The sequence below is a fragment of the Mycobacterium sp. IS-2888 genome (genome assembly GCF_001954215.1).
In the GTDB taxonomy this organism is placed as follows: Bacteria; Actinomycetota; Actinomycetes; order Mycobacteriales; family Mycobacteriaceae; genus Mycobacterium.
Genome location: NZ_MBET01000099.1, coordinates 24,933 through 45,802, shown reverse-complemented (window position 1 = coordinate 45,802; position 20,870 = coordinate 24,933). Strand labels below are relative to the sequence as shown.

General features: G+C 67.6%; 18 protein-coding genes. 9 read left to right on the top strand and 9 right to left on the bottom strand.

Translation table 11 applies throughout. The annotated features are described in order from the left end of the window. Positions 1-53: 53 nt before the first annotated feature. The gene (locus A5745_RS19015; RefSeq protein ID WP_076118069.1) at positions 54-1,190 is read right to left on the bottom strand and encodes an adenylate/guanylate cyclase domain-containing protein; all 1,137 of its coding nucleotides are present in this window, start codon (positions 1,188-1,190) and stop codon (positions 54-56) included. 49 nt (positions 1,191-1,239) lie between these two features. Between A5745_RS19015 and A5745_RS19010 the strand changes: the two genes are divergently transcribed. Continuing rightward, complete coding sequence (locus A5745_RS19010) at positions 1,240-1,731, top strand: DNA-deoxyinosine glycosylase (RefSeq protein WP_076118068.1); 492 nt, start codon at positions 1,240-1,242, stop codon at positions 1,729-1,731. A gap of 12 nt (positions 1,732-1,743) precedes the next feature. Here the strand turns inward: A5745_RS19010 and A5745_RS19005 are convergent, their stop codons facing one another. After that, positions 1,744-3,132, bottom strand: coding sequence for an amidase (locus tag A5745_RS19005; RefSeq protein WP_076118067.1), 1,389 nt, complete (start codon positions 3,130-3,132; stop codon positions 1,744-1,746). Between the two features lie 47 nt (positions 3,133-3,179). On the opposite strand from A5745_RS19005, the gene A5745_RS19000 reads away from it, so the two are divergent. From A5745_RS19000 to A5745_RS18990, 3 genes are all read left to right on the top strand, one after another. Beyond that, on the top strand, positions 3,180-3,614 hold the full coding sequence (locus tag A5745_RS19000) for an HIT family protein (RefSeq protein ID WP_076063966.1): 435 nt from the start codon (positions 3,180-3,182) through the stop codon (positions 3,612-3,614). Between the two features lie 4 nt (positions 3,615-3,618). Then, the gene (locus tag A5745_RS18995; RefSeq protein ID WP_076118065.1) at positions 3,619-4,068 is read left to right on the top strand and encodes a nitroreductase family deazaflavin-dependent oxidoreductase; all 450 of its coding nucleotides are present in this window, start codon (positions 3,619-3,621) and stop codon (positions 4,066-4,068) included. Positions 4,069-4,182: 114 nt separating this feature from the next. Then, positions 4,183-8,160: a diguanylate cyclase domain-containing protein gene (locus A5745_RS18990; RefSeq protein ID WP_083662989.1), complete on the top strand. Its 3,978-nt coding sequence runs from the start codon at positions 4,183-4,185 to the stop codon at positions 8,158-8,160. A gap of 4 nt (positions 8,161-8,164) precedes the next feature. Here the strand turns inward: A5745_RS18990 and A5745_RS18985 are convergent, their stop codons facing one another. The 3 genes from A5745_RS18985 to A5745_RS18975 all read right to left on the bottom strand — a co-directional run bounded on the left by A5745_RS18985 (position 8,165) and on the right by A5745_RS18975 (position 11,233). Then, positions 8,165-9,196, bottom strand: a complete 1,032-nt coding sequence (locus tag A5745_RS18985; RefSeq protein ID WP_076118315.1) for an LLM class flavin-dependent oxidoreductase — start codon at positions 9,194-9,196, stop codon at positions 8,165-8,167. Between the two features lie 94 nt (positions 9,197-9,290). Continuing rightward, a complete protein-coding gene (locus tag A5745_RS18980) occupies positions 9,291-10,409 on the bottom strand; it encodes an FAD-binding protein (RefSeq protein WP_076118063.1) in 1,119 nt (372 codons plus the stop codon). Beyond that, the gene (locus tag A5745_RS18975; protein WP_076063974.1) at positions 10,406-11,233 is read right to left on the bottom strand and encodes a uracil-DNA glycosylase; all 828 of its coding nucleotides are present in this window, start codon (positions 11,231-11,233) and stop codon (positions 10,406-10,408) included. The genes A5745_RS18980 and A5745_RS18975 overlap by 4 nt, the downstream gene beginning before the upstream one ends. A 70-nt stretch (positions 11,234-11,303) precedes the next feature. On the opposite strand from A5745_RS18975, the gene A5745_RS18970 reads away from it, so the two are divergent. Further along, complete coding sequence (locus A5745_RS18970) at positions 11,304-12,554, top strand: MFS transporter (RefSeq protein WP_076118061.1); 1,251 nt, start codon at positions 11,304-11,306, stop codon at positions 12,552-12,554. A gap of 10 nt (positions 12,555-12,564) precedes the next feature. Next, positions 12,565-13,932 (top strand): FAD-binding oxidoreductase, encoded by a 1,368-nt coding sequence (locus A5745_RS18965; protein WP_076118059.1) that lies wholly within the window; start codon positions 12,565-12,567, stop codon positions 13,930-13,932. A gap of 83 nt (positions 13,933-14,015) precedes the next feature. Here the strand turns inward: A5745_RS18965 and A5745_RS18960 are convergent, their stop codons facing one another. Beyond that, on the bottom strand, positions 14,016-14,828 hold the full coding sequence (locus tag A5745_RS18960) for a class I SAM-dependent methyltransferase (protein ID WP_175879857.1): 813 nt from the start codon (positions 14,826-14,828) through the stop codon (positions 14,016-14,018). Positions 14,829-14,830: 2 nt separating this feature from the next. Then, positions 14,831-15,301, bottom strand: a complete 471-nt coding sequence (locus tag A5745_RS18955) for a GbsR/MarR family transcriptional regulator (protein WP_076063982.1) — start codon at positions 15,299-15,301, stop codon at positions 14,831-14,833. A 101-nt stretch (positions 15,302-15,402) separates the two neighbouring features. Between A5745_RS18955 and A5745_RS18950 the strand changes: the two genes are divergently transcribed. From A5745_RS18950 to A5745_RS18940, 3 genes are all read left to right on the top strand, one after another. Continuing rightward, complete coding sequence (locus tag A5745_RS18950; protein ID WP_076118055.1) at positions 15,403-16,644, top strand: cytochrome P450; 1,242 nt, start codon at positions 15,403-15,405, stop codon at positions 16,642-16,644. Continuing rightward, the gene (locus A5745_RS18945) at positions 16,644-17,219 is read left to right on the top strand and encodes a TetR/AcrR family transcriptional regulator (protein WP_076063986.1); all 576 of its coding nucleotides are present in this window, start codon (positions 16,644-16,646) and stop codon (positions 17,217-17,219) included. The genes A5745_RS18950 and A5745_RS18945 overlap by 1 nt, the downstream gene beginning before the upstream one ends. 235 nt (positions 17,220-17,454) lie before the next feature. After that, positions 17,455-18,000, top strand: coding sequence for a PPE family protein (locus A5745_RS18940; RefSeq protein ID WP_076118053.1), 546 nt, complete (start codon positions 17,455-17,457; stop codon positions 17,998-18,000). A 6-nt stretch (positions 18,001-18,006) separates the two neighbouring features. On the opposite strand, the gene A5745_RS18935 is transcribed toward A5745_RS18940, so the two are convergent. Together A5745_RS18935 and A5745_RS18930 are read right to left on the bottom strand one after the other, a co-directional pair. Next, the gene (locus tag A5745_RS18935; protein WP_076118050.1) at positions 18,007-19,146 is read right to left on the bottom strand and encodes an acyltransferase; all 1,140 of its coding nucleotides are present in this window, start codon (positions 19,144-19,146) and stop codon (positions 18,007-18,009) included. Further along, the gene (locus A5745_RS18930) at positions 19,143-20,834 is read right to left on the bottom strand and encodes a DEAD/DEAH box helicase (protein ID WP_076118048.1); all 1,692 of its coding nucleotides are present in this window, start codon (positions 20,832-20,834) and stop codon (positions 19,143-19,145) included. The genes A5745_RS18935 and A5745_RS18930 overlap by 4 nt, the downstream gene beginning before the upstream one ends. Positions 20,835-20,870: the final 36 nt, after the last annotated feature.

Here is a 20,870-nt window from a genome sequence, read left to right as displayed (position 1 = left end):
GGCCGCGTAGGACGTAAAGTCAGACGCCCCCCAAGAGTCGCCCGGGCCTGCCCCTACGTGTCGGAGACTTGTCCGCCCCGGCGAATCCGGAAGAGTTTGACTTCGTTCTTGATGCCCTTGAGGCGGCGCGCCCCCGCGAACGACCCCTGGAAATCACCGGCATCGGCGATGGCCTCCCAGACCGAATCGGCGACCAGCACCGTGCCCGGTCGCGCCACACCCGTGACGCGGCTGGCCACGTTGACCGGACTGCCGAACCAGTCCCCGGCCCGGCTGACCGCCATCCCGGAGGCCACTCCGGCCCGCAACCGGGGAAAGTCGTTGTCGGTGTCGACGGTTTCGACCAGCTTCACCACGACATCGAGCAATGGCGCCGGTTCGGGGCAGACGAACATCACCGCGTCGCCGATCGACTTGATGAACCGCACCGGCGGTGTGGTCACGTCGCGGGCGAGGTAGCCCAGCCGGCTGGCGAGCTGGCCCAGGTCTTCGGCCGGAATCGCCTCGCCGAGCCGGGTGAACCCGACGAGGTCGGCGAATGCGACGGTGACCTGGCGCGCGCCGGGCAGCGGCTTGCCGGCGGCCCGCTCCGCGGCGTTGACCGCCTCGGTTTCCATCGTGTGGCGCAGCTGCATGAACAGCATGTTCTCGACGAGCGGTCCGAGCAGGGGCGCGATCCGGCCGACCAACGCCTTGGAGGCCTTGGCGATTTCCAGCTCGGTGGCTCCTGGCCGCATGATCGCCGAGAGTGCGGTGAAGCGCATGACCTCGGCGGTGCGCGACAGGCCTTCGGCGAGCACCCGGACCACGAGCACGAGTTTGTCGGGATCCAGGCCGAGTTCGAGGAATCGCTGGGTCAACGCGGCGGCTTCGCCGTCGGCGCGCATGTGCACGGCCGCATCGGGGTCGTCGACCCGGGCCAGACCGATGGCACGCTGCACTCGCTGGAGCAGATCCAGGTCGATGCCGTAGGTCTCGCTGATCTCCCGGGTGGACACGTACGTGCCGTCGTCGCCGATCAGGCGGCGGCTGGCCAGCAGCAGCGGCGGGTGGGCCGTCCGAATTTCTTCGGCGGTGATGCCCTGTTCGAGCAGCCATTCCACGAGCTCCGCGCGCTCGGCGCGCGCGGTGCCCTCGAGCCCCTCGAGCAGATCCTCGTCCACGTGGTCGTCCACGTGGCCAAAGTACAACGCCGACGCGCGACGAGGTGAGTGATGACGTGAGTGATGATGTGCGGTGATGAGCGCACCACTACTCCAGGGGTTCCCGCCGGTTGTCGACGAGCGCGCCTCAGTGCTGGTCCTGGGGTCGTTTCCGAGTGTCCAATCGCTGGCCGCGGGCCAGTATTACGCGAACCCGCGAAATGCGTTCTGGCCAATCATCAGTGAGCTTTTCGGGGTCGACGCGGCCGCGCCGTATGACTCGCGGCTGGTCGCGCTGCGATCACACGGTGTCGCGCTCTGGGATGTGCTGCACCAGTGCCGTCGGGTCGGCAGCGCGGACTCGGCGATCGATCCTAAAAGCTTGGTGGCCAACAACTTTGCCGAGCTCTTCGCCAACTACCCGGCCATCGCGCGGGTTTACTTCAACGGAGCCAAGTCGGCCGACCTGTATCGCAGGCTGGTCCCTCCGGTCGAAGGGATCCACTACGAACGGCTGCCGTCGACCAGCCCGGCTCATGCCGTGCGCCCCGGCGACAAGCTCGCGGCCTGGCGGGTGATTTCGGCGTGAGAGCCAGCACTGTCACGACAGCGGCGGGCGCCGATGGGCCCACGGTCTCGCCGCCTCTATCTGAGCGGACAGCGACAACAGCGTCGCTTCGTCGTAGGGCCGGCCGACCAGTTGTATCGCCAACGGCAGCCCCTCGCCGTCGAGGTCCCACGGGACCGCCGCGGCCGGCTGGCCGGTCAGGTTCCAGACCTGTTGATAAGGAACGCGCTGCCCCGCCGCCAGCAGCGTCCAGGTGGCGCCGCGGCGTTGATAAGCGCCGATCCGCGACGGGCCCGTCGCGTTGCCCGGCGTGACGACGACGTCGACATCATCGAAGATCGACTGGACGCGGTTGCTCAGCGACGCCTCCGCTGCGCGCAGCGCAGCCATCCGCCGATCGGAGAAGAACGATCCCGCCCGCGCCAGATTTCGGGTGCGCGCTTCGAGGCGTTCCGGGTGGGCCAGCGCGTCCGCGTCGTCGCAAATGCCGCGGAGATAGCGGGGCAGATAGTTCGTGTAGAGCGTGGGTGGATATTCGGGGTCGCGCGTGATGACCTCGTGGCCCAGGTCGCGAAGCAGCGCACCGGCCTCGTCCACCGCCGCGAGCTGTTGCTTGCCCACCCTGGCAGGAAACGGCGTTGGAACCTTGGTGCTCAACGCGATTCGCAGTTTGCCGGGATGACGAGCGGCCGCGGCCACGAACTCCCCTTCGGGACCGGGCACCGTCGTCGTCGCGTCGAGGAACAAGGCGGCGTCCATGACCGACCGGGCGATCGGGCCGTTGACGCTCAGGCCGTACCAGGCGTCGTCATGCGGCTCCAGCGAGATCCGATCGCGTTGCGGCTTCAGCCCGAACAGCCCACACCAGGTCGCCGGGATCCGGATGGAGCCACCGCCGTCGGATCCCAGCGCGAGCGGCGCCAGCCCGGCGGCCACCGCCGCCGCACTGCCGCCGCTGCTGCCACCAGGCGTGCGCGTCAGGTTCCACGGGTTGCGGGTCGCGCCGAACGTCAACGACTCCGTGTAGGGAAACATCATCAGCTCGGGCACATTGGTCTTGCCGATGACCACCGCACCGGCGGCGCGTAGCCTGCGCACCACCTCCCCGTCGGACGTCACCGCGGGACGGTGTCCCCCGCTGCCGAAGGTGGTCACCTCGCCGGCGACGTCGACGTCGTCCTTGATCGCGATCGGCACCCCGAGCAACGGCAACCGCTCGCCCGTGTCGAGGCGGTCCTGCACCATGGCCGCCTCGTGACGCGCAGTGTCCGAGAGCACCACGCGGTAGCAGCGCAGCTCGCTGTCCAGCCGCGCAATCCGTTCCAGGTAAAGCTCGAGCAGCTCCGGGGCGGTCAGTTCACCGTCGGCCAGCATCCGGGCCTGTTCGGCCGCGCCGGCAAAGGCCACCTCGCGAGCGTCCACTGCGGCAGCGTATCGCCCCGAATGAGCCAGCCAGTACCGTAGGCGACATGTCCTGCGTGTTCTGTGCCGTCGTCGCCGGGGACGCACCGGCCATCCGGATCTACGAAGACGAGGAGTATCTGGCGATCCTCGACATCCGCCCCTTCACCCGCGGACACACCCTGGTGCTTCCCAAGCGCCACACCGTCGATGTCACCGACACCCCGCCTCAGACGCTGGCCGAGATGATCACCATCGGCCAACGAATCGCACGCGCGGCCCGCGCGACCGAGTTGGCCGACGCGACGAACATCGGGATCAACGACGGCCCCGCCGCTTTTCAGACTGTGCGCCACATTCATCTGCACGTGCTGCCCCGGCGCAACGGCGACAAGCTTTCGGTCGCCAAGGGGATGCTGCTGCGCCGCGACCCGGACCGGGAAGGCACCGGCCGGATTCTGCGGGAGGCCCTCGCCCGGATCGACGCGAGTCAGTCAGACTGAGCCGATGGACAATCTGACACTGATGGAGCGCCTGGTACTCGTCCCGTTCCTGCGCATCCACGACACCGTCTACCGGAAGACCGACGGCCGCATCGGACACCGGATACCGGGAATGCCGCCCAGCCTGCTGTTGCACACCGTGGGCGCGAAGACCCGTCAGCCGCGGAGCAGCACGCTGACCTACGCCAAGGACGGCGACTCGTATCTGGTCGTCGCGTCCGCCGGCGGCAACGACAAGTACCCCGGCTGGTACCACAACCTGCGGAAGCAGCCGAATGCCGAAATCAACGTCGGGTCCAGGCGATTCCCGGTCACCTCGCGCACGATCGCCCCTGACGACGCCGACTATCCGAGGGTGTGGGAGCTCGTCAACAAGAACAACGCCAACCGGTACAGCGGCTACCAGAGCCGGACGTCGCGGCCGATCCCGGTCATCGCGTTGACGCCCGCGTAAAAACTGCACGAGCTGCGGAAAAGCATCAGCAAACCCCGTCGGGCGGTTTATTCTGCCCTAGCGCGGTGAAGCCGGGATGCGTTCACCGCAGAGCGCGGATCGGCTGGAGCGGCGATGACACGCTGGACGGGAAATCCCTGGCGGCGCATCGGCCTGCCCGCGCACATCGGTTGGCTCGTCGCCGGGGGCTACGGCGTCGCAGGGCTTCTGGTCGTGGCCTCGTCGATCTGGGAATGGCGGGGCGCGTATGCGACCCGGCCGGTCGACGAAGCCGTGTTCGCGCTGTGTCTGGTGGCGGCGGCGGCATGCGCCGGCTATGCGGCTCGTTGCTCGACGGAGCGGCGCCGCCGATTCGGCTGGCTGGCACTGGTGACGGCCCTGGTGGGCTGGGCGATCGGTGAGGTCCTCTGGTCGGTGTATGAGGTGCGCCCGGTGATCGAGCACGCGACTCACCCCGCCGCGGCCGAGGCCGTGTTCACCGTGTATCCCATCGGGGCACTGGCGTCATTGGTCCTGTTGTCCAAACTGTCTCGCCACAGTCCGCGCCGCCTCGTGCTGGACGGTCTGATCGTGGCGACCTCGCTGTTCGTCATCTCGTGGGTATTCGTCCTCGACAAACAGCTGCGCGAGGACACCGGCTCACGGCTGGCCACGCTGGTGGAGGTCTTCGCCGACGTCGTCATCCTGTCGACGGCGATCCTGATGCTGTCACGGGCCCGTCCCGGCGAACCCCCGAGCCGGAGCCTGCTGGGCGGCGGGATCGGGACGATCGCCATCGCCGACATCGCGATGGTTTTCCAGACCGGGGTGGGCAGCTATCACTTGGGCGATCTGTCCGATCTGGGGCGGGTGGCCGGCTTCGGCATGATCGCGCTGGCCGGCCTGGCCAGCGTCCACGAGTCACCCGTGGTGTCGCCGCCTAATCAGACACCGTTGCGCGCCTTGCTCTGGTTGCCCTACCTGCCGCTGCTGCTGGCAGCCGCGGTGGGGCTGGGCCACGCGCTGGGCCAGATGGCGCACGGGCCGCTGCTCGCCGCCCTCGGAATCCTCGTCGCCGGCGTGTTGGTCCGGCAATTCGTGGTGCTCCTCGAAAACCAGAGATTGTTGTCCGAAGTCGCGCGGGAAGCGTTTCGTGACAGCCTGACCGGTTTGGCCAATCGGACTCAATTCCTGCGCCGATTGGAACAAGCCGTCGCCCAACGACTTCCGGACGCGACACCCATCGCGGTGCTGTGTCTCGATCTCGACAACTTCAAGTTGGTCAACGACGCCCTGGGCCACCCGGCCGGCGACGAACTGCTGATACGTGTCGCCGATCGGCTTACCGCCGCGCTCGGGGAAAAGGGCACCGTCGCGCGCCTGGGTGGTGACGAATTCGCCGTGCTCATCGAGGGTTCCGTCGAAGAATTGCAGGAGGCGGCGCACCGGGTTCTGCAGGCCTTCACCGCACCGATCGTGATCGAAGGTGTGCCGGTGGCGGTCCGGCCGAGCATCGGCTTCACGATGGCCACCGCCGACTCCAATTGCACGGTGGACCAGCTCATCCGGCACGCCGACTTGGCGATGTATGCCGCCAAACGCGAAGGCGGCCAACGTATCCGAAGCTTCGTGCCCGATCTGCCCTTGTCCCATGGGTTCCAGCAGTTCGGTGACCCACTGATGGCGGCCAGCCAAGATCGGGCTAGCGAAGATCGGCTAGCCACGGCCGTGCACCATGAGAGGGAGCCCGCGGCCGAGCCGATCGCCGAAGTCAGGGCGGCGGCACCGGACCAATCGCACGGCACGGTCGACGGCATTCGGTGGCCCCCGACGCCGGTACGAATTGCCTTGGTGCTGTTGCTGATTGGTGTGGTCGCTTTCGCTGCGACGAGCATCCTCGACCCGAATGCCGGTCACAACGTTTTCTCCAAATCTGCCTACGCGGCGTTGAACCTGTTGGCGGCGGCGGTGATTGCCTCTCGCGCGTATCGCGTGCCGGCCGACCGTTTGGGTTGGGCCCTGATCGCGGCCGGCATGGCGGTTTCGGCGCTGGGTGACGTCGTCTACGACTTACGCGTGCCGGACGGTCAGTCACCCTCGGTGGCCGATCCGGAGTACGTGCTGTTTTACCCGTTGGTTTATGCCGGCCTCGTGGTAGTCATGCGGGCGCGCCTGACGCGGGTGCCGATCCCGATCCGGCTCGACGCGCTGGTGTGCGGGCTGGCCACGGCCGCGGTGGCCGTGGCGCTGTGGACGGGACCCATCCACGCGGCCGCGACCCGGGCCCCGGCGACCGTGCTGATGGGGCTGATCTATCCGTGCGGCGATCTGGTGCTGCTGGCCCTGGTCGCCGGGATGCTGCCGATACTCGGGTGGCGCAACGGATTGCGTTGGGGCCTACTCGTTTTGGGCTTCGTCGGTTTCGCTGTTGCCGACACCGCATACCTGTTCCAGACCTCCGAGGGCACCTACCGAGTCGGCAGCGCGCTCGACGCCCTCTGGCCCGCCGCGTCGCTACTGGTGGCGACGGCGAGTTGGACACCCAGGTCGTCAGTCGTGCCGCTACCGAGGCGCGGACTTGGCTACTACGCCATGCCGGTCGCGTGCACGGTCGCGGCGCTGGGAGTCGTCGTCTTGAGTCAGCACTCACGGCTGGCCACGACCCTCGCCGCACTGAGCCTGATCGCGGTCACCGCGCGATTCTCGGTGACCTTCCGGGATGTCAGCATGCAGGCCGAAAGCCACAAGCTCGCCATGACCGACGAATTGACCGCGCTGCCCAACCGGCGTTCCCTGGCGACGGCACTCACCGCGCTGGCCGACTCCGTGCGCGCGGGTCCTTCGCCGGAAGTCTCGCCGGCACTCTCGCACGGTGTGCGGACCTCCTCTCGTCAAGCGCTTCTGATAGTGAAGCTCTGTGAGTTGCACAAAATCACCGACTCGATCGGCCGCCACTTCGGCGATGAACTGTTGTGCCGCATAGCGAATCGAATTGCGAACAGCGTCCGCCGTGAGGATGTGGTTGCGCGCACCGGTGAAGACGAGTTCGCGATCCTGCTGGGCGACGGGCCCGACGTCATTGCCGTTCGCGCACAGGCGGGTCGCTTGCTCGAGGCGTTGATCGAGCCGTTCGCGCTGGACCCGATGACCGTGCAAGTCGACGCCTGCATCGCGATTGCGCTCTACCCGGACCACTGCGACCACCCACAGGAGCTGCTGAACCGCGCCGAAGCGGCCATCCCGCAGGCCAAAACCGCCCACAGCAAGATCGCGGTGTACGAGCCGGCGTTCGAGCTGTATCGCGACAACGACCCCAACCTGATCGACGAACTACGCGCGGCGCTGTTCGAGGGCGACGAACTGACGCTGTATTACCAGCCGAAGATCAACGCGCGCGACGGCAGCGTGCACAGCGTCGAGGCGCTGCTGCGTTGGAACCATCCCACCCGCGGATTGCTGTTACCCGAGGAATTCCTGCCCGCTGCGGACCGCGCCGGGCTGATGCGAAAGGTGGCCAACCGCACGCTCAACCGCGCCCTCGAACAGATCCACTGCTGGCGCGTTCAGGGCCTCACGCTGGCGGTCGCCGTCAATCTCTCGACGACGAATCTGCTCGACCTCGACCTGGTCGGCACCATCGAACGGCTGCTGCAGACCTACGGCCTGCCTCCCGACGCCCTCATCATCGAGATCACCGAGAGTGCCCTCGTCGATTCCGTGCGATCCCGAAACACCGTCGCCGAGTTGCAACGCCTGGGCGTCCGCATCTCGATCGACGACTACGGCACCGGGTGGTCGTCGCTGGCACGCCTGCAGGACGTCTCGGTCGACGAGCTGAAACTCGACCGGATATTCGTGGCGCGGCTGGCCCAAGACCCGCGATCGGTCGCCATCGTGCGCTCCACGGTGGCGCTGGCTCGCAGCCTCGGAGCCGATCTGGTCGCCGAGGGAGTCGAAGACGAGATCACGCTGAGCGCGCTGCGACGATACGGCTGCACGATCACGCAGGGCTTCGTCCACAGCCCGCCATTGCCCGCACCCGAATTGCAGCGTTGGATTGCCAGCCACGCACCCGGTTCGGGTTCGAAATCCGAAGCGGGAGTGAGCGACTGATCGGCTAGAAGAGCTCCTTCGCCAGCAATTCCAGGGTCGCCACGCGCGCCGGCGCGGTGGCGGGCTCGGTGCCGCGGCGGGCCGAGGCGACCGGGTTGACCATCACTTCGTCGACGCCGAACCGTTCGGCAAGCGCCCGCACCTGTTCTGCAGCCTCCGCGGGCGCACCGAGAACGGCGCGTTGCAGGCCGCTTTCCACGATGCGCTGCTGCTGCGGTGTCAGCTCCGCGACTTGAGCTTCCTCGACCAAGGGCACCGGCCCAAGCGGTTGCCCGGTCCGTAGCTTCGCCATCATCTGCAGGTTGGGCAGCATCAACGCCGTTGCCTCGTCGCGTGTTTCGGCCACCGCGGCATTGACCGTCAGAAATGTCACCGGTTCCGCCGCGACGTCGCTGGGCCTGAAGCGGGAGCGGTAGAGCTCGAGCGCCTCTTCGGTTCCCTTGCCCGAGAAGTGATGGGCGAAAACGTACGGCAGTCCCTTGGCGGCGGCCAGATGCGCCGAATACATCGACGATCCCAGCAGCCACAATCGGGGTTCGGTCGCGGCGGCCGGGGTGGCCTTCAAGGTGTAGTCCCCGGAACGGAGTGGCACCCGCACACCGCGCGCGCTCATCAGTGCCGCCACGTCGTCGAGGTATTCGGGGAAGCGCTCGATATCTTCCTCGCCACGGCCGCCGCGCAGGGCATACGACGTCACGGGGTCGGACCCCGGCGCCCTGCCGATGCCCAAGTCGATCCGACCCGGAGCGGCCGCTTCGAGCAGCGCGAACTGCTCGGCCACCGCCAGCGGCGCGTGGTTGGGCAGCATCACACCACCCGACCCGAGCCGGACCTGCGAGGTCTGCGCCGCCAGGTAGGCGATCAAGACCGGCGGGCTGGTGGCGCCCACCGACGGCATGTTGTGGTGTTCGGCGACCCAGTAGCGGGTGAAACCCAGACGATCGGCTGCCTGCGCCAATGCCACGGTGGCCGCCAGCGCATCGGAGGTCGTCTGGTCGGTGCGCACCGGGACGAGGTCAAGGACGGAAAGCCGCACGATCGCGTCAACGCATGCGGGCCGGCGAACGTTCCCGGCGCACACTCAACGCCTTCAGCGCACACTCAACGCGGAGATCGTTGGCGTCGCACGCTCAGTAGTTTTTGAGGGTGAGCGAGTTCACGATGTTGTCGAAGACATCCTGCGGGATCGGCGCACCGCCGGGGATGTTGTCGATCACCAGCCACTGGTTGCGCTTGACGTAGTCGTGAAACTCCTTGTGGTAGTTGGAGAAGCCGAGCTCGTAGTCCTCACCCGCCGCGGCGAGCTCACCGGCCAGGACGTAGGCGCCCAGCAGCGCGACGCTGGTGCCCTGGCCCGACAACGGCGAACAGCAATACCCGGCGTCGCCGACGAGGGCCACCCTGCCCTTCGACCAGCGGTCCATCTTGATCTGCGCCATCTCGTCGAAGTAGAAGTCCGGCGCGCTCCGCATGTACTCCAGCAGCTGCGGCCGCACCCAGCCGTCGTCGGCCATCCGTCGTTCCAACTCGGCTAGCTGGGCCTCGGTGTCGCGGTAGTCGATCCGCAGGTCGGGCTCCATGAAGCCGACCATGGCCCGCGCCTCGGAGTTGTCGCGCGCGCTGTAGACGCCGACCATGGTGGACTCCCCGTAATGCCACCGCTGCCAGTAGTCGAGGTCCAAGAAGTTGGGCACGGTGAAGATCGCCGCGTGGGTGCCCAGCCGCTCGATGAATTGCTCCTCCGGGCCGAAGGCCAATCGGCGCACGTTGGAGTGCAAACCGTCGGCGCCGATCACCAGGTCGAAGCTGCGCGCGGCGGCCCGGTCGAACGTCACCGCGACCGAGGCGCCGTCGTCCTCCAACGCGACGATGCTGTCGTCGAACACATACTCGGTGTTCAGTTGTGTTGCCTCGTAAAGCAATTCGACAAGATCGTCGCGCAGCAGTTCGATGTCGGGGTTGGCGATGAGCCCGCCGGTCGGCGTCGATTCGGTGTCCTGGGATAGCTCGTTGCCGTCGCGGTCGACCACGGATGCGCCCCTGATGCGGGTGCGGCGGTGATCGGCGGCGGCCCGTAGCGCCATGCGTTCGAGCACGCTGAGCGCCGGGCCCCGCACGTCGATGGCCTGCCCGCCCGGCCGCAGCCCGGGGTGGCGTTCCGCGACGGTGACCGAATAGCCATGGTGCGTCAGCCAATACGCCGCGGTCGTACCGGCCACGCTGGCGCCGGACACCAGAATATCGGTCACTTGATTCCTGCCAGCCTCTTCGCGTGGGCGAAGACGTCGTCGAGCATTACCGGAGTCAACCTACCGGTGAACATGTTTTGCTGGCTGGGGTGGTAGCAACCGAGCAGACGCACGCCAGACGGCAGCGTCGCGACGGCGCCATGCCCGAACCGCGGTTTGCGCATTCCGGCGACACCGGGCAGCCGCAGCGCGATCTGCCAGGCGAACCCGCCCAGGGCGACGACGACGCGCACATGGTCGGACACCAATCGCCATTCGGCATCCAGCCACGGCCAGCAGGCGTCCCGTTCCGCGGTGGTGGGCGCGTTGGCCGGAGGCGCGCATCGGACCGGTGCGGCGATTCGAATTGCGTTGGCCTGCAGGCCGTCTGCGGCATCGACGCTGATCGGTGAGTTCACCAGCCCAGCGCGGTACAGCGCCGCGTAAAGCTGGTCCCCGGACCTGTCGCCGGTGAACATGCGGCCGGTCCGGTTGGCGCCGTGCGCGGCGGGCGCCAACCCGACGATCAACACCCGCGGGCGCTCGGATCCCCACCCCGGCACCGGCCGCCCCCAATAGGGCTGGTCGGCGAAGGCTCGGCGCTTGATGACGGCGACGTCTTCCCGCCAACTGACCAGCCGCGGGCAGGCACGGCACACGCTGACCACCGCATCGAGCTCCGGTATCGAAGCGGCCCGGGCCGCCAGCGCCGAAACCTGCGCGGCGTCAGCGGCCACCGGGGTCTGCGGAGTGGCCGGGTCGCCCGGCCAACCGCTACCGGGCGCGACGGGAGAGCCGAACGCCTGGCCGGTATTCGGATGGACGAGCACATGAACATCCTGCATTCACGCGGTGCGACCGAAAAATTCGGTCGCCCTAAGTGCGACTTTGGCATAAATTCAGCCGCGATATCCCATGAAAAGCACCGGCCCCGCGGTTCTGATCCTGTTCGCCACGCTGATGGCGGCGGCGGGCACCGGCATCTCGATCGTCGCGTTCCCCTGGCTGGCCTTGCAGCACAACGGGAGCGCGCGGGCAGCGTCCGTCGTGGCGGTAGCGATGACGCTGCCGCTGGTGCTGTCCACGCTGGTCGCGGGCACGGCGGTCGACTCCTTCGGCCGCCGCCGGGTGTCGCTGGTCTCCGATTCGCTGTCCGGCACCGCGGTAGCGGCGGTGCCGCTGATTGCCTGGTTCTTCGGTCCGAGAGCGATCAACGTCGTCGACCTGGCGGTGCTGGCCTTCTTCGCGGCCGCTTTCGACCCGGCCGGGACGACGGCGCGGGACTCGATGCTGCCCGAGGCCGCCGGCCGGGCGCGGTGGTCGCTGGACCGGACCAATAGCATTTACGAGGCGATTCAGAACCTCGGCTTCATCGTCGGTCCGGGCATCGGCGGTTTGATGATCGCCACGGTCGGCGGCGTCAACACCATGTGGCTCACCGCCGGGTTGTTCGGGTTGTCGATCCTCGCGATCGGGGCGCTGCGCCTCGAGGGTGCCGGCAAGCCACACCACGCAACCCGGCCGACCGGGCTGGTATCCGGCATCACCGAGGGGCTGCGATTCGTCTGGAATCTGCGGGTGCTACGGACGCTCGGGGTGATCGACTTGTTCGTCACCGCGCTGTACTTGCCGATGGAAAGCGTGCTGTTTCCAAAGTATTTCGCCGACCACCACCAACCCGCGCAGCTGGGTTGGGCGTTGATGGCGCTGGCGATTGGTGGCGTGGCGGGCGCGCTCGGCTATGCGGTGCTGTCGAGATACATGCGGCGACGCGTGGCCGTGCTGACCGCGACCCTCACCTTCGGTGCGGCAACGGTCGGCATTGCGTTCCTGCCGCCGCTGCCGGTGATCCTGGCGCTGTGCGCGGTGACCGGCGTGGTCTACGGGCCGATCCAGCCGATCTACAACTACGTGATGCAGACGCGGGCCCCGCATCATCTGCGCGGTCGAGTGGTCGGCGTGATGACCGGGCTGACCTACGCCGCTGGCCCGTTGGGCCTGCTGGTGGCCGGTCCCCTGGCGGACGCCGCCGGACTGAAGGCCACGTTCCTGACGCTGGCCGTGCCCATCCTGTTGATCGGGCTCGTCGCCTGCGGGCTGCCGTCGCTGCGCGAACTGGACCGCGCGCCGAGTTCGCTGTCGAACCCCGAGCTTGAAACGGCCTAGGATCGGGCCCGTGAACTCGGATGCGCTGGCCGGCCTGATCGCCGGCCTGCCCGACGGGACCGTCGTCACCGACCCCGCCATTACCGAGGGCTACCGCCAAGACCGCGCCTTCGACCCGTCGGCGGGCAAGCCGCTGGCCGTCGTCCGGCCCCGGACCACCGAAGAGGTCCAGACGGTGTTGCGCTGGGCCACGACCAACCGGGTGCCGGTGGTGCCGCGGGGAGCCGGCAGCGGACTGTCGGGCGGAGCGACGGCGCTGGACAACGGGATCGTGCTGTCGACGGAGAAGATGCGCGACATCACCGTCGATCCGGTCACCCGCACCGCGGTATGCCAGCCCGGGCTGTTCAACGCCGAGGTGAAGAAGGCCGCCGCCGAGCACGGCCTGTGGTATCCGCCGGATCCGTCGTCGTTCGAGATCTGCAGCATCGGAGGCAACATCGCGACCAATGCGGGCGGGCTGTGCTGCGTGAAGTACGGCGTCACCACCGATTACGTGCTGGGCATGCAGGTGGTGCTCGCCGACGGCACCGCGGTGCGCCTGGGTGGCCCGCGTTTGAAGGACGTGGCGGGTCTCTCGCTCTCCAAGCTGTTCGTGGGCAGCGAAGGCACGCTTGGCGTCATCACCGAAGTGACGCTGCGGCTGCTGCCCGCGCAGAACACCTCGAGTGTGGTAGTAGCCACCTTCGCGACGGTGGAGTCGGCGGTGGACGCGGTGCTCGGGGTCGCCGCGCGACTGCGCCCGTCGATGCTGGAGTTCATGGATTCGGTGGCGATCAACGCCGTCGAGGACACCCTGCGCATGGACCTGGACCGCGGGGCGGCCGCCATGCTGGTGGCCGGCTCCGATGAACGGGGGCGCGCGGCGTCCGACGACGCCGAGGTGATCGCCGCCGTGTTCGCGGAAAACGGTGCGACGGAGGTGTTTTCGACCGACGACCCGGACGAGGGCGAGGCCTTCGTCGCCGCTCGCCGGTTCTGCATTCCGGCGGTGGAGGCCAAGGGCTCGCTGCTGCTCGAAGACGTCGGCGTGCCGCTGCCGGCCCTGGGCAAGCTGGTCACCGGGATCGAGCGCATCGCCGCCGAACGCGAGTTGATGATCTCGGTGATCGCCCATGCCGGCGACGGCAACACCCATCCGCTGATCGTGTACGACCCGGCCGATGCCGCCATGACCGAGCGCGCACACCTGGCATTCGGCGAGATCATGGATCTCGCCGTCGGTCTCGGCGGCACCATCACGGGTGAGCACGGCGTCGGCAGGTTGAAGCGGCCATGGCTGGACGGCTACCTCGGACCTGAGGCGATGGAGCTCAACCGGCGCATCAAGAAGGCGTTGGATCCGCTGGGCATCCTGAATCCCGGTGCGGCGATCTAGCTCTTGCGCCGACTGTGAATCTGGCGACGCGTTCGCGGCGTGTCGCGTCGTGAAATTCACGCTCGGCGGTTGGGGCGTGTGGCTTAGAACGCGAAGCGGTTCAGCACGTCGTAATTGCCCAGTGGCGTGGCGTTGACCAGCCGCCAGAACAGGCGCAGCGGCGCCGACGGTATGCGCTCGTAGAGCGCCCCCACGGCGGACCGCTCGAGGAAACGCAGCCGCGGGTTCCAGCGCTCGAGTTCGCGGGCATCCCGGATGCCCCATTTGGTGATGCCCTTGGTGAGCACCTTGGACAGCCGCGGCCCCAGCGGCGAGGTCGTGTCGAAGAGGAGCTCGCCGCTACCGAACCGATCCGTGAGGCTCTGTAGCAGCGTGCGCACCTGGGGCTCGGTGAGGTACATGACGAGGCCCTCGGCGATCATCAGCACCGGGCGATCGGTCGGTATGTCGTCGAGCCAGTCGTCGGTCACCGACGAGCCGATCATCCGGTAGCCGTCGCGGTCGTCATACAGCTTGCGCCGCAACGCGATTACGCCCGGCTGGTCGACGTCGAACCACCGCACGGTTTCCGGTGGGTGCAGCCGGAACGCCCGGGTGTCCATGCCGCACCCGAGGTGCAGCACGACCGCGTCGGGATGCCGGCGCAGGAAGTCGGCGCTCCAGTCGTCGAACTGTCTGGCGCGCATGGTGACCAGGTACTGATTCGATCCGGGATGCATGGCGCGGCGCATGCGGGCCCAGTCGTATTCGATGCGGTCTACCGCCTCCGCGGCCGCCGTGTCACCCAGAATCGGTGCCGGCGAACGGCTTTCGTACGCCCGCAGATACAGCGTGCACAGATTCGTCCATTCCACCGACCCCCACCGCACGCCGCTGAAGTCGACCTTGTCCGTCATTGTCATGACTTTCTCTTTTCCTCCCGATATTCGGTCCACATCCGCATCAGCTGGTCGCGATAGTCCCGGGTGCAGAACTCGCAGAAATCGCGGAAGTCCTCGACGCGCTCCCGCTGCTCGGCGCGGTCCTCCCCCAGCACCGACAGCGCGAACTCGGCGGGCTCGATGCCCAGGCGCATCAGCGACAGCTGCGTTTCCATCACGCTGGTGAACCCGCCCGGCGTGAGCCGGTAGAGGTGTTGACGGTTGGGGCTGGGCAATCGCTCCACCATGCCGCCTTCGAGCAGCTGCCGGGCGACGGTACTGATCGACGCCTTGCTCACCGACAACGCATCGGCCAGCTCGCCCAACGACTGCTGCGGTGGATCGCAGATCAGGAGCCACCCGTATATCCGCCCCATGGTGCGGGTGGCGCCGAGGAGCTCGAAGAACAGCCCCATGCGGTCGACGAATTCGGCCTCTTCCGGTGACATCGGACTCCTAAGTTCGTTCAGTACACACTGAACGTACTGTACGTGATCTACCGCTGCATCGTCACGTTGACATAGCGGCTGGAATGCCTTACACATAAGACATGCCGGTGGATCTGTCTCATAACGCACCCGTCGCGTTCCGGCTCGCCACCGCCGACACCTGGCCCAACCCCTGGCCGATGTACCGCGCGCTGCGCGATCACGACCCGGTGCATCACGTCGTGCCCGAAGGCAAGCCGGATCGCGACTACTACGTGCTGTCCCGGCACGCCGACGTCTGGGCGGCGGCCCGCGACCACGAGACGTTCTCGTCGGCGCAGGGCCTGACGGTCAACTATGACGATCTGGAAATGATTGGGCTGCAGGACAATCCACCGTTCGTCATGCAGGATCCGCCGGTGCACACCGAGTTTCGCAAACTGGTGTCGCGCGGTTTCACGCCACGGCAGGTCGAGGCCGTCGAGCCCAAGGTGCGCGAGTTCGTCGTCGAGCGCATCGAGAGGCTCCGCGCCGACGGTGGCGGCGATATCGTCACCGAGCTGTTCAAGCCGCTGCCGTCGATGGTGGTCGCGCACTATCTCGGCGTGCCCGAGGACGATCGGGCCCAATTCGACGGCTGGACCCAGGCCATCGTCGCCGCGAACACCACCGAAGGCGGCGTGAGCGGCGCGCTGGAAAGCGCCGGCGATGCCGTCGGGTCGATGATGGCCTACTTCACCCACCTGATCGAGCGGCGGCGGACCGAACCCGAGGACGACACCATCTCCCACCTGGTCGCCGCCGGCGTCGGCGCCGACGGCGACATCTCCGGCACGCTGTCGATTCTGGCCTTCACGTTCACGATGGTCACCGGGGGCAACGACACCGTGACGGGGATGCTGGGCGGGTCGATGCCCTTGCTGCACCGGCGCCCGGACCAACGGCGGCTTTTGGTCGACGACCCGGGCCTGATCCCCGACGCGGTGGAAGAACTACTGCGGCTGACCTCGCCGGTGCAGGGGCTGGCGCGCACGGCCACGCGGGACGCGGAGATCGGCGACACGACCGTCCCGGACGGCCGCAAAGTGTTGCTGCTCTACGCGTCCGCCAACCACGACGAACGCCAATACGGCTCGGACGCAGGCGAACTCGACGTGACCCGCCGCCCACGCAACATCCTGACTTTCAGCCACGGGGCGCACCACTGCCTGGGCGCGGCGGCGGCGCGGATGCAATCGCGGGTCGCGCTGACCGAACTGCTGGCCCGCTGGCCGGATTTCGAGGTGGACGAGTCCGCAATCGTCTGGTCTGGCGGCAGTTACGTCAGGCGCCCGCTGACCGTGCCGATCACGGTGAACTCCTGATGCCCGACTGGCTGGCCTCCCACCGCAGCGAGGCGGCGGCCGACCGGATTCTCGACGCCGCCGAGGAGCTTTACACGGTGCGCGACCAGGCATCGATCGGCATGAACGAAATTGCCCGGGCCGCAGGCTGTTCCCGCGCGACGCTATACCGGTACTTCGAGAACCGCGAGGCGCTGCGGACCGCCTACGTGCACCGCGAGACGCGCCGGCTCAGCCGCGCGATCGCCGACGAGATCGACGGCATCGAGGATCCGCGCGAACGCCTGATTGCGAGCATCACCGCGACGTTGCGGATGGTTCGCGACAGCGCGGCCTTGGCGGCGTGGTTCGCCGTCACCCGCCCACCGATCGGCGGCGAGCTGGCTGAAAAGTCGGAGGTGATCACCGCGTTGGCCGCCGCGTTCGTGAGCTCGCTCGGTCCCGAGGAGCCCGCCGTCGTCGAACGCCGGGCCCGCTGGGTGGTTCGGGTGATCACGTCGCTGCTGATGTATCCGGGCCGGGACGAGGCCGACGAGCGGGCGATGATCGAGGAGTTCGTCGTGCCGATCGTCACGCCGGTCGGCGCGCGTCGCTAGCCGTCGTCCGGCCGCGCAACGACGTCGCCGCCGCGCAACTATACCCGTGTCTACTAGGGCTTTTTTCGTCCAAACCGCTGTCTTGGGCGGCTGCGCAGCGCTATGTTATGGCCCATCGAGTTGTCGCAGAGCGATCGGTGGGGAGCAGACCAGGAGTCGAAGTGCGGGTGTCCGTGTGCGCACGCGACGACGCGCTGCTACCGATAACCATCGGCGCCACTCAGGAAGGACCGACGTGACTTACCCCTGTTTGCCGCCCGAAATCAATTCGGCACGCATGCAAACCGGTGCGGGGCCCGGCCCCATGCGCGCGGCCTCGTCGGCCTGGAGTGGGCTCGCCGGCGAATTGCGGTCGGCGGCGGACTCGTTTGCGTCCGTGACGTCGAACCTCTCGGGCGAGACGTGGCAGGGGCCCGCGGCCGTGGCGATGGCGGCCGCAGCCGCACCCTATGCCGCATGGCTGAGCGCGGCGGCCGGGCATACCGAACGGGCGGCCGGCCAGGCTGCGGCGGTGGCGGCCTCGTTCGAGACGGCACAAGCCGCCATCGTGCCCACGCCGGCGATCGCGGCCAATCGGGCTCTATTGGTGACGCTGGTAAACACGAACTTCTTGGGGCTGAACACCCCGGCGATCGCGGCAACCGAATCGCATTACGACGAGATGTGGGCGCAGGACGTGACCGCGATGGCCCACTACCACGCCGGTGCGTCGTCGGCCTGGGCCAGCATGGCTCCGCTCACGCCGCTGCAGGAGAGCCTCCCGCAACTCGTCAGTACGTAAACCTGGTCAGTCGCGCACGCGGGTGAACCGGTGCAGCAGCCAGGCCAAGGGGATGGTCAGGGCCAGCGTCGCGACGTAGAGATACAGCATCGAACCGGTGTAGACGTGGGCCCGGACCACATAGTCCATCGCGAACTCCATGGTCACCAGGTGGATGAGGAAGATCTCGTAGGAGATCTCGCCCAGCCACACCATGGGCCGGCTGGCCAGTAGCCGCGAATACCACCCCTGGTTGCCCAGGGCCAACGGTGCCACCGCCAGCACCGCGATCGCGGCGTAGAAGCACGTCTTGTACAGCGCCTCCCCCAGCGTTGCCGGTGACGTGGTGGGCGCGCCCGCGATCGGGGTCGAGACGATGAAATAGCAGATGATCGCCAGCGGTATCGCCACGAACGCATAGCACCGCACGCCCATCCGCTGCAGCACCGTCAGCAGCATGCCGCCCAGGAACCAGGCCAGGTAGGTCGGTAGCCACAGCCGGGCGCCGTCGGGAAACCAGTGATCGGTATGCACCAGGACCAGCCATGCCGGGCTGAGCAACGCCAGCGCCGCCAGGGCGCCGACTACCAGCCTCGGCTGCCAGCGTCGCCGCGAGACGAGCACCAGCAGCACGTAGGCCAGCAAGGGCAGCACCACGTAGAAGGCCGCCTCCACCGCCAGGCTCCACATCTGGGTCAGGCCCTGATGCAGGTACTTGCCGAGATAGCCGTCGGTGTAGATCTGCGTCAGGGTCAGATTGCGCACCAGGCCCGTCCACGAATGCCCGGGATTCGGTCCCGCCTCCCGGTAGTGGTACAGCACGTACGCAACGAGCACCGTGATGACGTAGGCGGGCATGATGCGCCGAACCCGGTGCCACGCATAGCGATTCAGCGACGGCGGCGGGCCGTCGGTCGCGGCCGATTTGACCCACGGGCGGAACAGCAGGAAGCCGGACAGCACGAAGAAGATCGGAACGCCGATCTCCATCCGGGAGCCGACCAGACCCCAGTACCCGTGGGTGTACTTGCCGGTGGTGTAGGCGGCGTGGGTGCCCACGACCAGGAGGGCGGCGACCGCGCGGATGCCGGTCAGCGACGCGACTCGGTCCACGTGGGCGACCTGCTCGAGTCCGCCCTGGGCGTCTCTCTCCTCGGACAGCGTCATCCGGCGCGTTTCTTGCGTGGTTTGGTCTTGCCGGAGCCACGATCCGGCCGCAGATCGATCAGCACGCCCGAGATACGCGTGCGCTCAAGCTTTTTCACGGTTGCCTTCGGCAATTTAGCCGGCAGCTCCACCAGGGAGAAATCCGGGCCGATGGCGATGTGGCCGAAGTCGCTGCGGTGCAGTCCGCCCTCGTTGGCGATGGCGCCGACGATCGCGCCGGGGCCGATCTTGTGACGCTTGCCCACCGAGATGCGATAGGTGGCGAAATCCCGTGTCTGCCTTGGTTTTTCATGGGGCCGTTCGCGCCGTTCCCGACGCTCGCGCCGCTCTGGCGGCGGTTCGGGCGCCATCAGGAACTCCTCGCCGTCGCGCGACTGCAGGGCCAGCGCGGCGGCGATGTCGGCCATCGGGATGTCATGTTCGCGTTCGTAGTCCTCGACCAGCTTGCGGAACAGCTCGATTTCCGGACCGCCGAGAGCGCGGGTGATGGAATCGCCGAATTTCGCCACGCGCTGCGCATTGACGTCCTCGACGGTGGGCAACTCGGCCTCGGTGAGCGTTTGGCGCGTTGCCTTTTCGATCGCCTTCAGCAGGTGGCGTTCCCGCGGCGCGACGAACAACAGCGCGGTTCCCGAACGCCCGGCCCTGCCGGTGCGTCCGATGCGGTGTACGTAGGACTCGGTGTCGTGCGGGATGTCGTAGTTGAGCACATGCGATATCCGCTCCACGTCCAACCCGCGCGCGGCCACGTCGGTGGCGACCAGGATGTCGATGCCCTTGGGGCCCCCGTCGCGCAGCGCGGCTATGGTCCGCTCGCGCTGCCCCTGCGGGATGTCGCCGTTGATGGCGGCCGCGGAAAAGCCTCGGGCGCGCAGCTTTTCGGCCACCTCCTCGGTCGCCTGTTTGGTGCGCACGAAGACGATCATCGCCTCGAACGGCTCCACCTCGAGCACACGGGTGAGCGCGTCCATTTTGCGTGGCCCGGCCACCTGGATGTAGCGCTGCGAAATGTTCTCGGCTGTAGCGGTTTTCGCTTTGGTGGTTACTTCGAACGGATCGTGTAGGTACTTGGCGGTGAGCTTGCGGATCTGGGCCGGCATGGTCGCCGAAAACAGCGCGACCTGTTTGTATTCCGGCGTTTCGGACAGGATGCGCTCGACGTCGTCGGCGAAGCCCATGGCGAGCATCTCGTCGGCCTCGTCGAGCACGAGGTAGTCCACCCGCGACAAGTCGAGCGTGCCGCGTTCGAGGTGGTCGATGATCCGGCCGGGCGTTCCCACCACCACGTGCGCGCCGCGCCGCAGTCCGGCAAGTTGCACGCCATAGGACGACCCGCCATAGATCGACAGCACGTTGATCTTGGGCAGCTGCGCCCCGTAGCGGCTGAAAGCCTCGGCCACCTGCAGCGCCAGTTCCCGGGTGGGCGCCAGCACCAGGGCCTGGGTCGCGTTGCTGGTCACATCGATCTTGGACAGGATCGGGATCGCGAACGCCGCCGTCTTGCCGGTGCCGGTCTGCGCCAGGCCCACCACATCGGAACCGGCCATCAGCGCCGGAATCGTCGCCGCCTGGATGGCCGTCGGTGTCTCGTAGCCAACGTCGCCGATCGCCCGCAAGACGGAGGGATGGATCTGCAGGTCGGCAAACGTCGTAGAAACAGCCTCGGGCGAGCTGTCGGGGAGGGTCATCGTCCCTGAAGTCTAGTGGTGACCGCGAGCTCAGCA

Bases quoted from the DNA above. Each gene is read 5' to 3' on its own strand.
- A5745_RS19010 (WP_076118068.1), top strand. From the start codon at position 1,240: ATGAGCGCACCACTACTCCAGGGGTTCCCGCCGGTTGTCGACGAGCGC.
- A5745_RS19000 (WP_076063966.1), top strand. From the start codon at position 3,180: ATGTCCTGCGTGTTCTGTGCCGTCGTCGCCGGGGACGCACCGGCCATC.
- A5745_RS18995 (WP_076118065.1), top strand. From the start codon at position 3,619: ATGGACAATCTGACACTGATGGAGCGCCTGGTACTCGTCCCGTTCCTG.
- A5745_RS18990 (WP_083662989.1), top strand. From the start codon at position 4,183: ATGACACGCTGGACGGGAAATCCCTGGCGGCGCATCGGCCTGCCCGCG.
- A5745_RS18975 (WP_076063974.1), bottom strand. From the start codon at position 11,233: ATGCAGGATGTTCATGTGCTCGTCCATCCGAATACCGGCCAGGCGTTC.
- A5745_RS18970 (WP_076118061.1), top strand. From the start codon at position 11,304: ATGAAAAGCACCGGCCCCGCGGTTCTGATCCTGTTCGCCACGCTGATG.
- A5745_RS18960 (WP_175879857.1), bottom strand. From the start codon at position 14,828: ATGACGGACAAGGTCGACTTCAGCGGCGTGCGGTGGGGGTCGGTGGAA.
- A5745_RS18955 (WP_076063982.1), bottom strand. From the start codon at position 15,301: ATGTCACCGGAAGAGGCCGAATTCGTCGACCGCATGGGGCTGTTCTTC.
- A5745_RS18950 (WP_076118055.1), top strand. From the start codon at position 15,403: ATGCCGGTGGATCTGTCTCATAACGCACCCGTCGCGTTCCGGCTCGCC.
- A5745_RS18945 (WP_076063986.1), top strand. From the start codon at position 16,644: ATGCCCGACTGGCTGGCCTCCCACCGCAGCGAGGCGGCGGCCGACCGG.
- A5745_RS18935 (WP_076118050.1), bottom strand. From the start codon at position 19,146: ATGACGCTGTCCGAGGAGAGAGACGCCCAGGGCGGACTCGAGCAGGTC.
- A5745_RS18930 (WP_076118048.1), bottom strand. From the start codon at position 20,834: ATGACCCTCCCCGACAGCTCGCCCGAGGCTGTTTCTACGACGTTTGCC.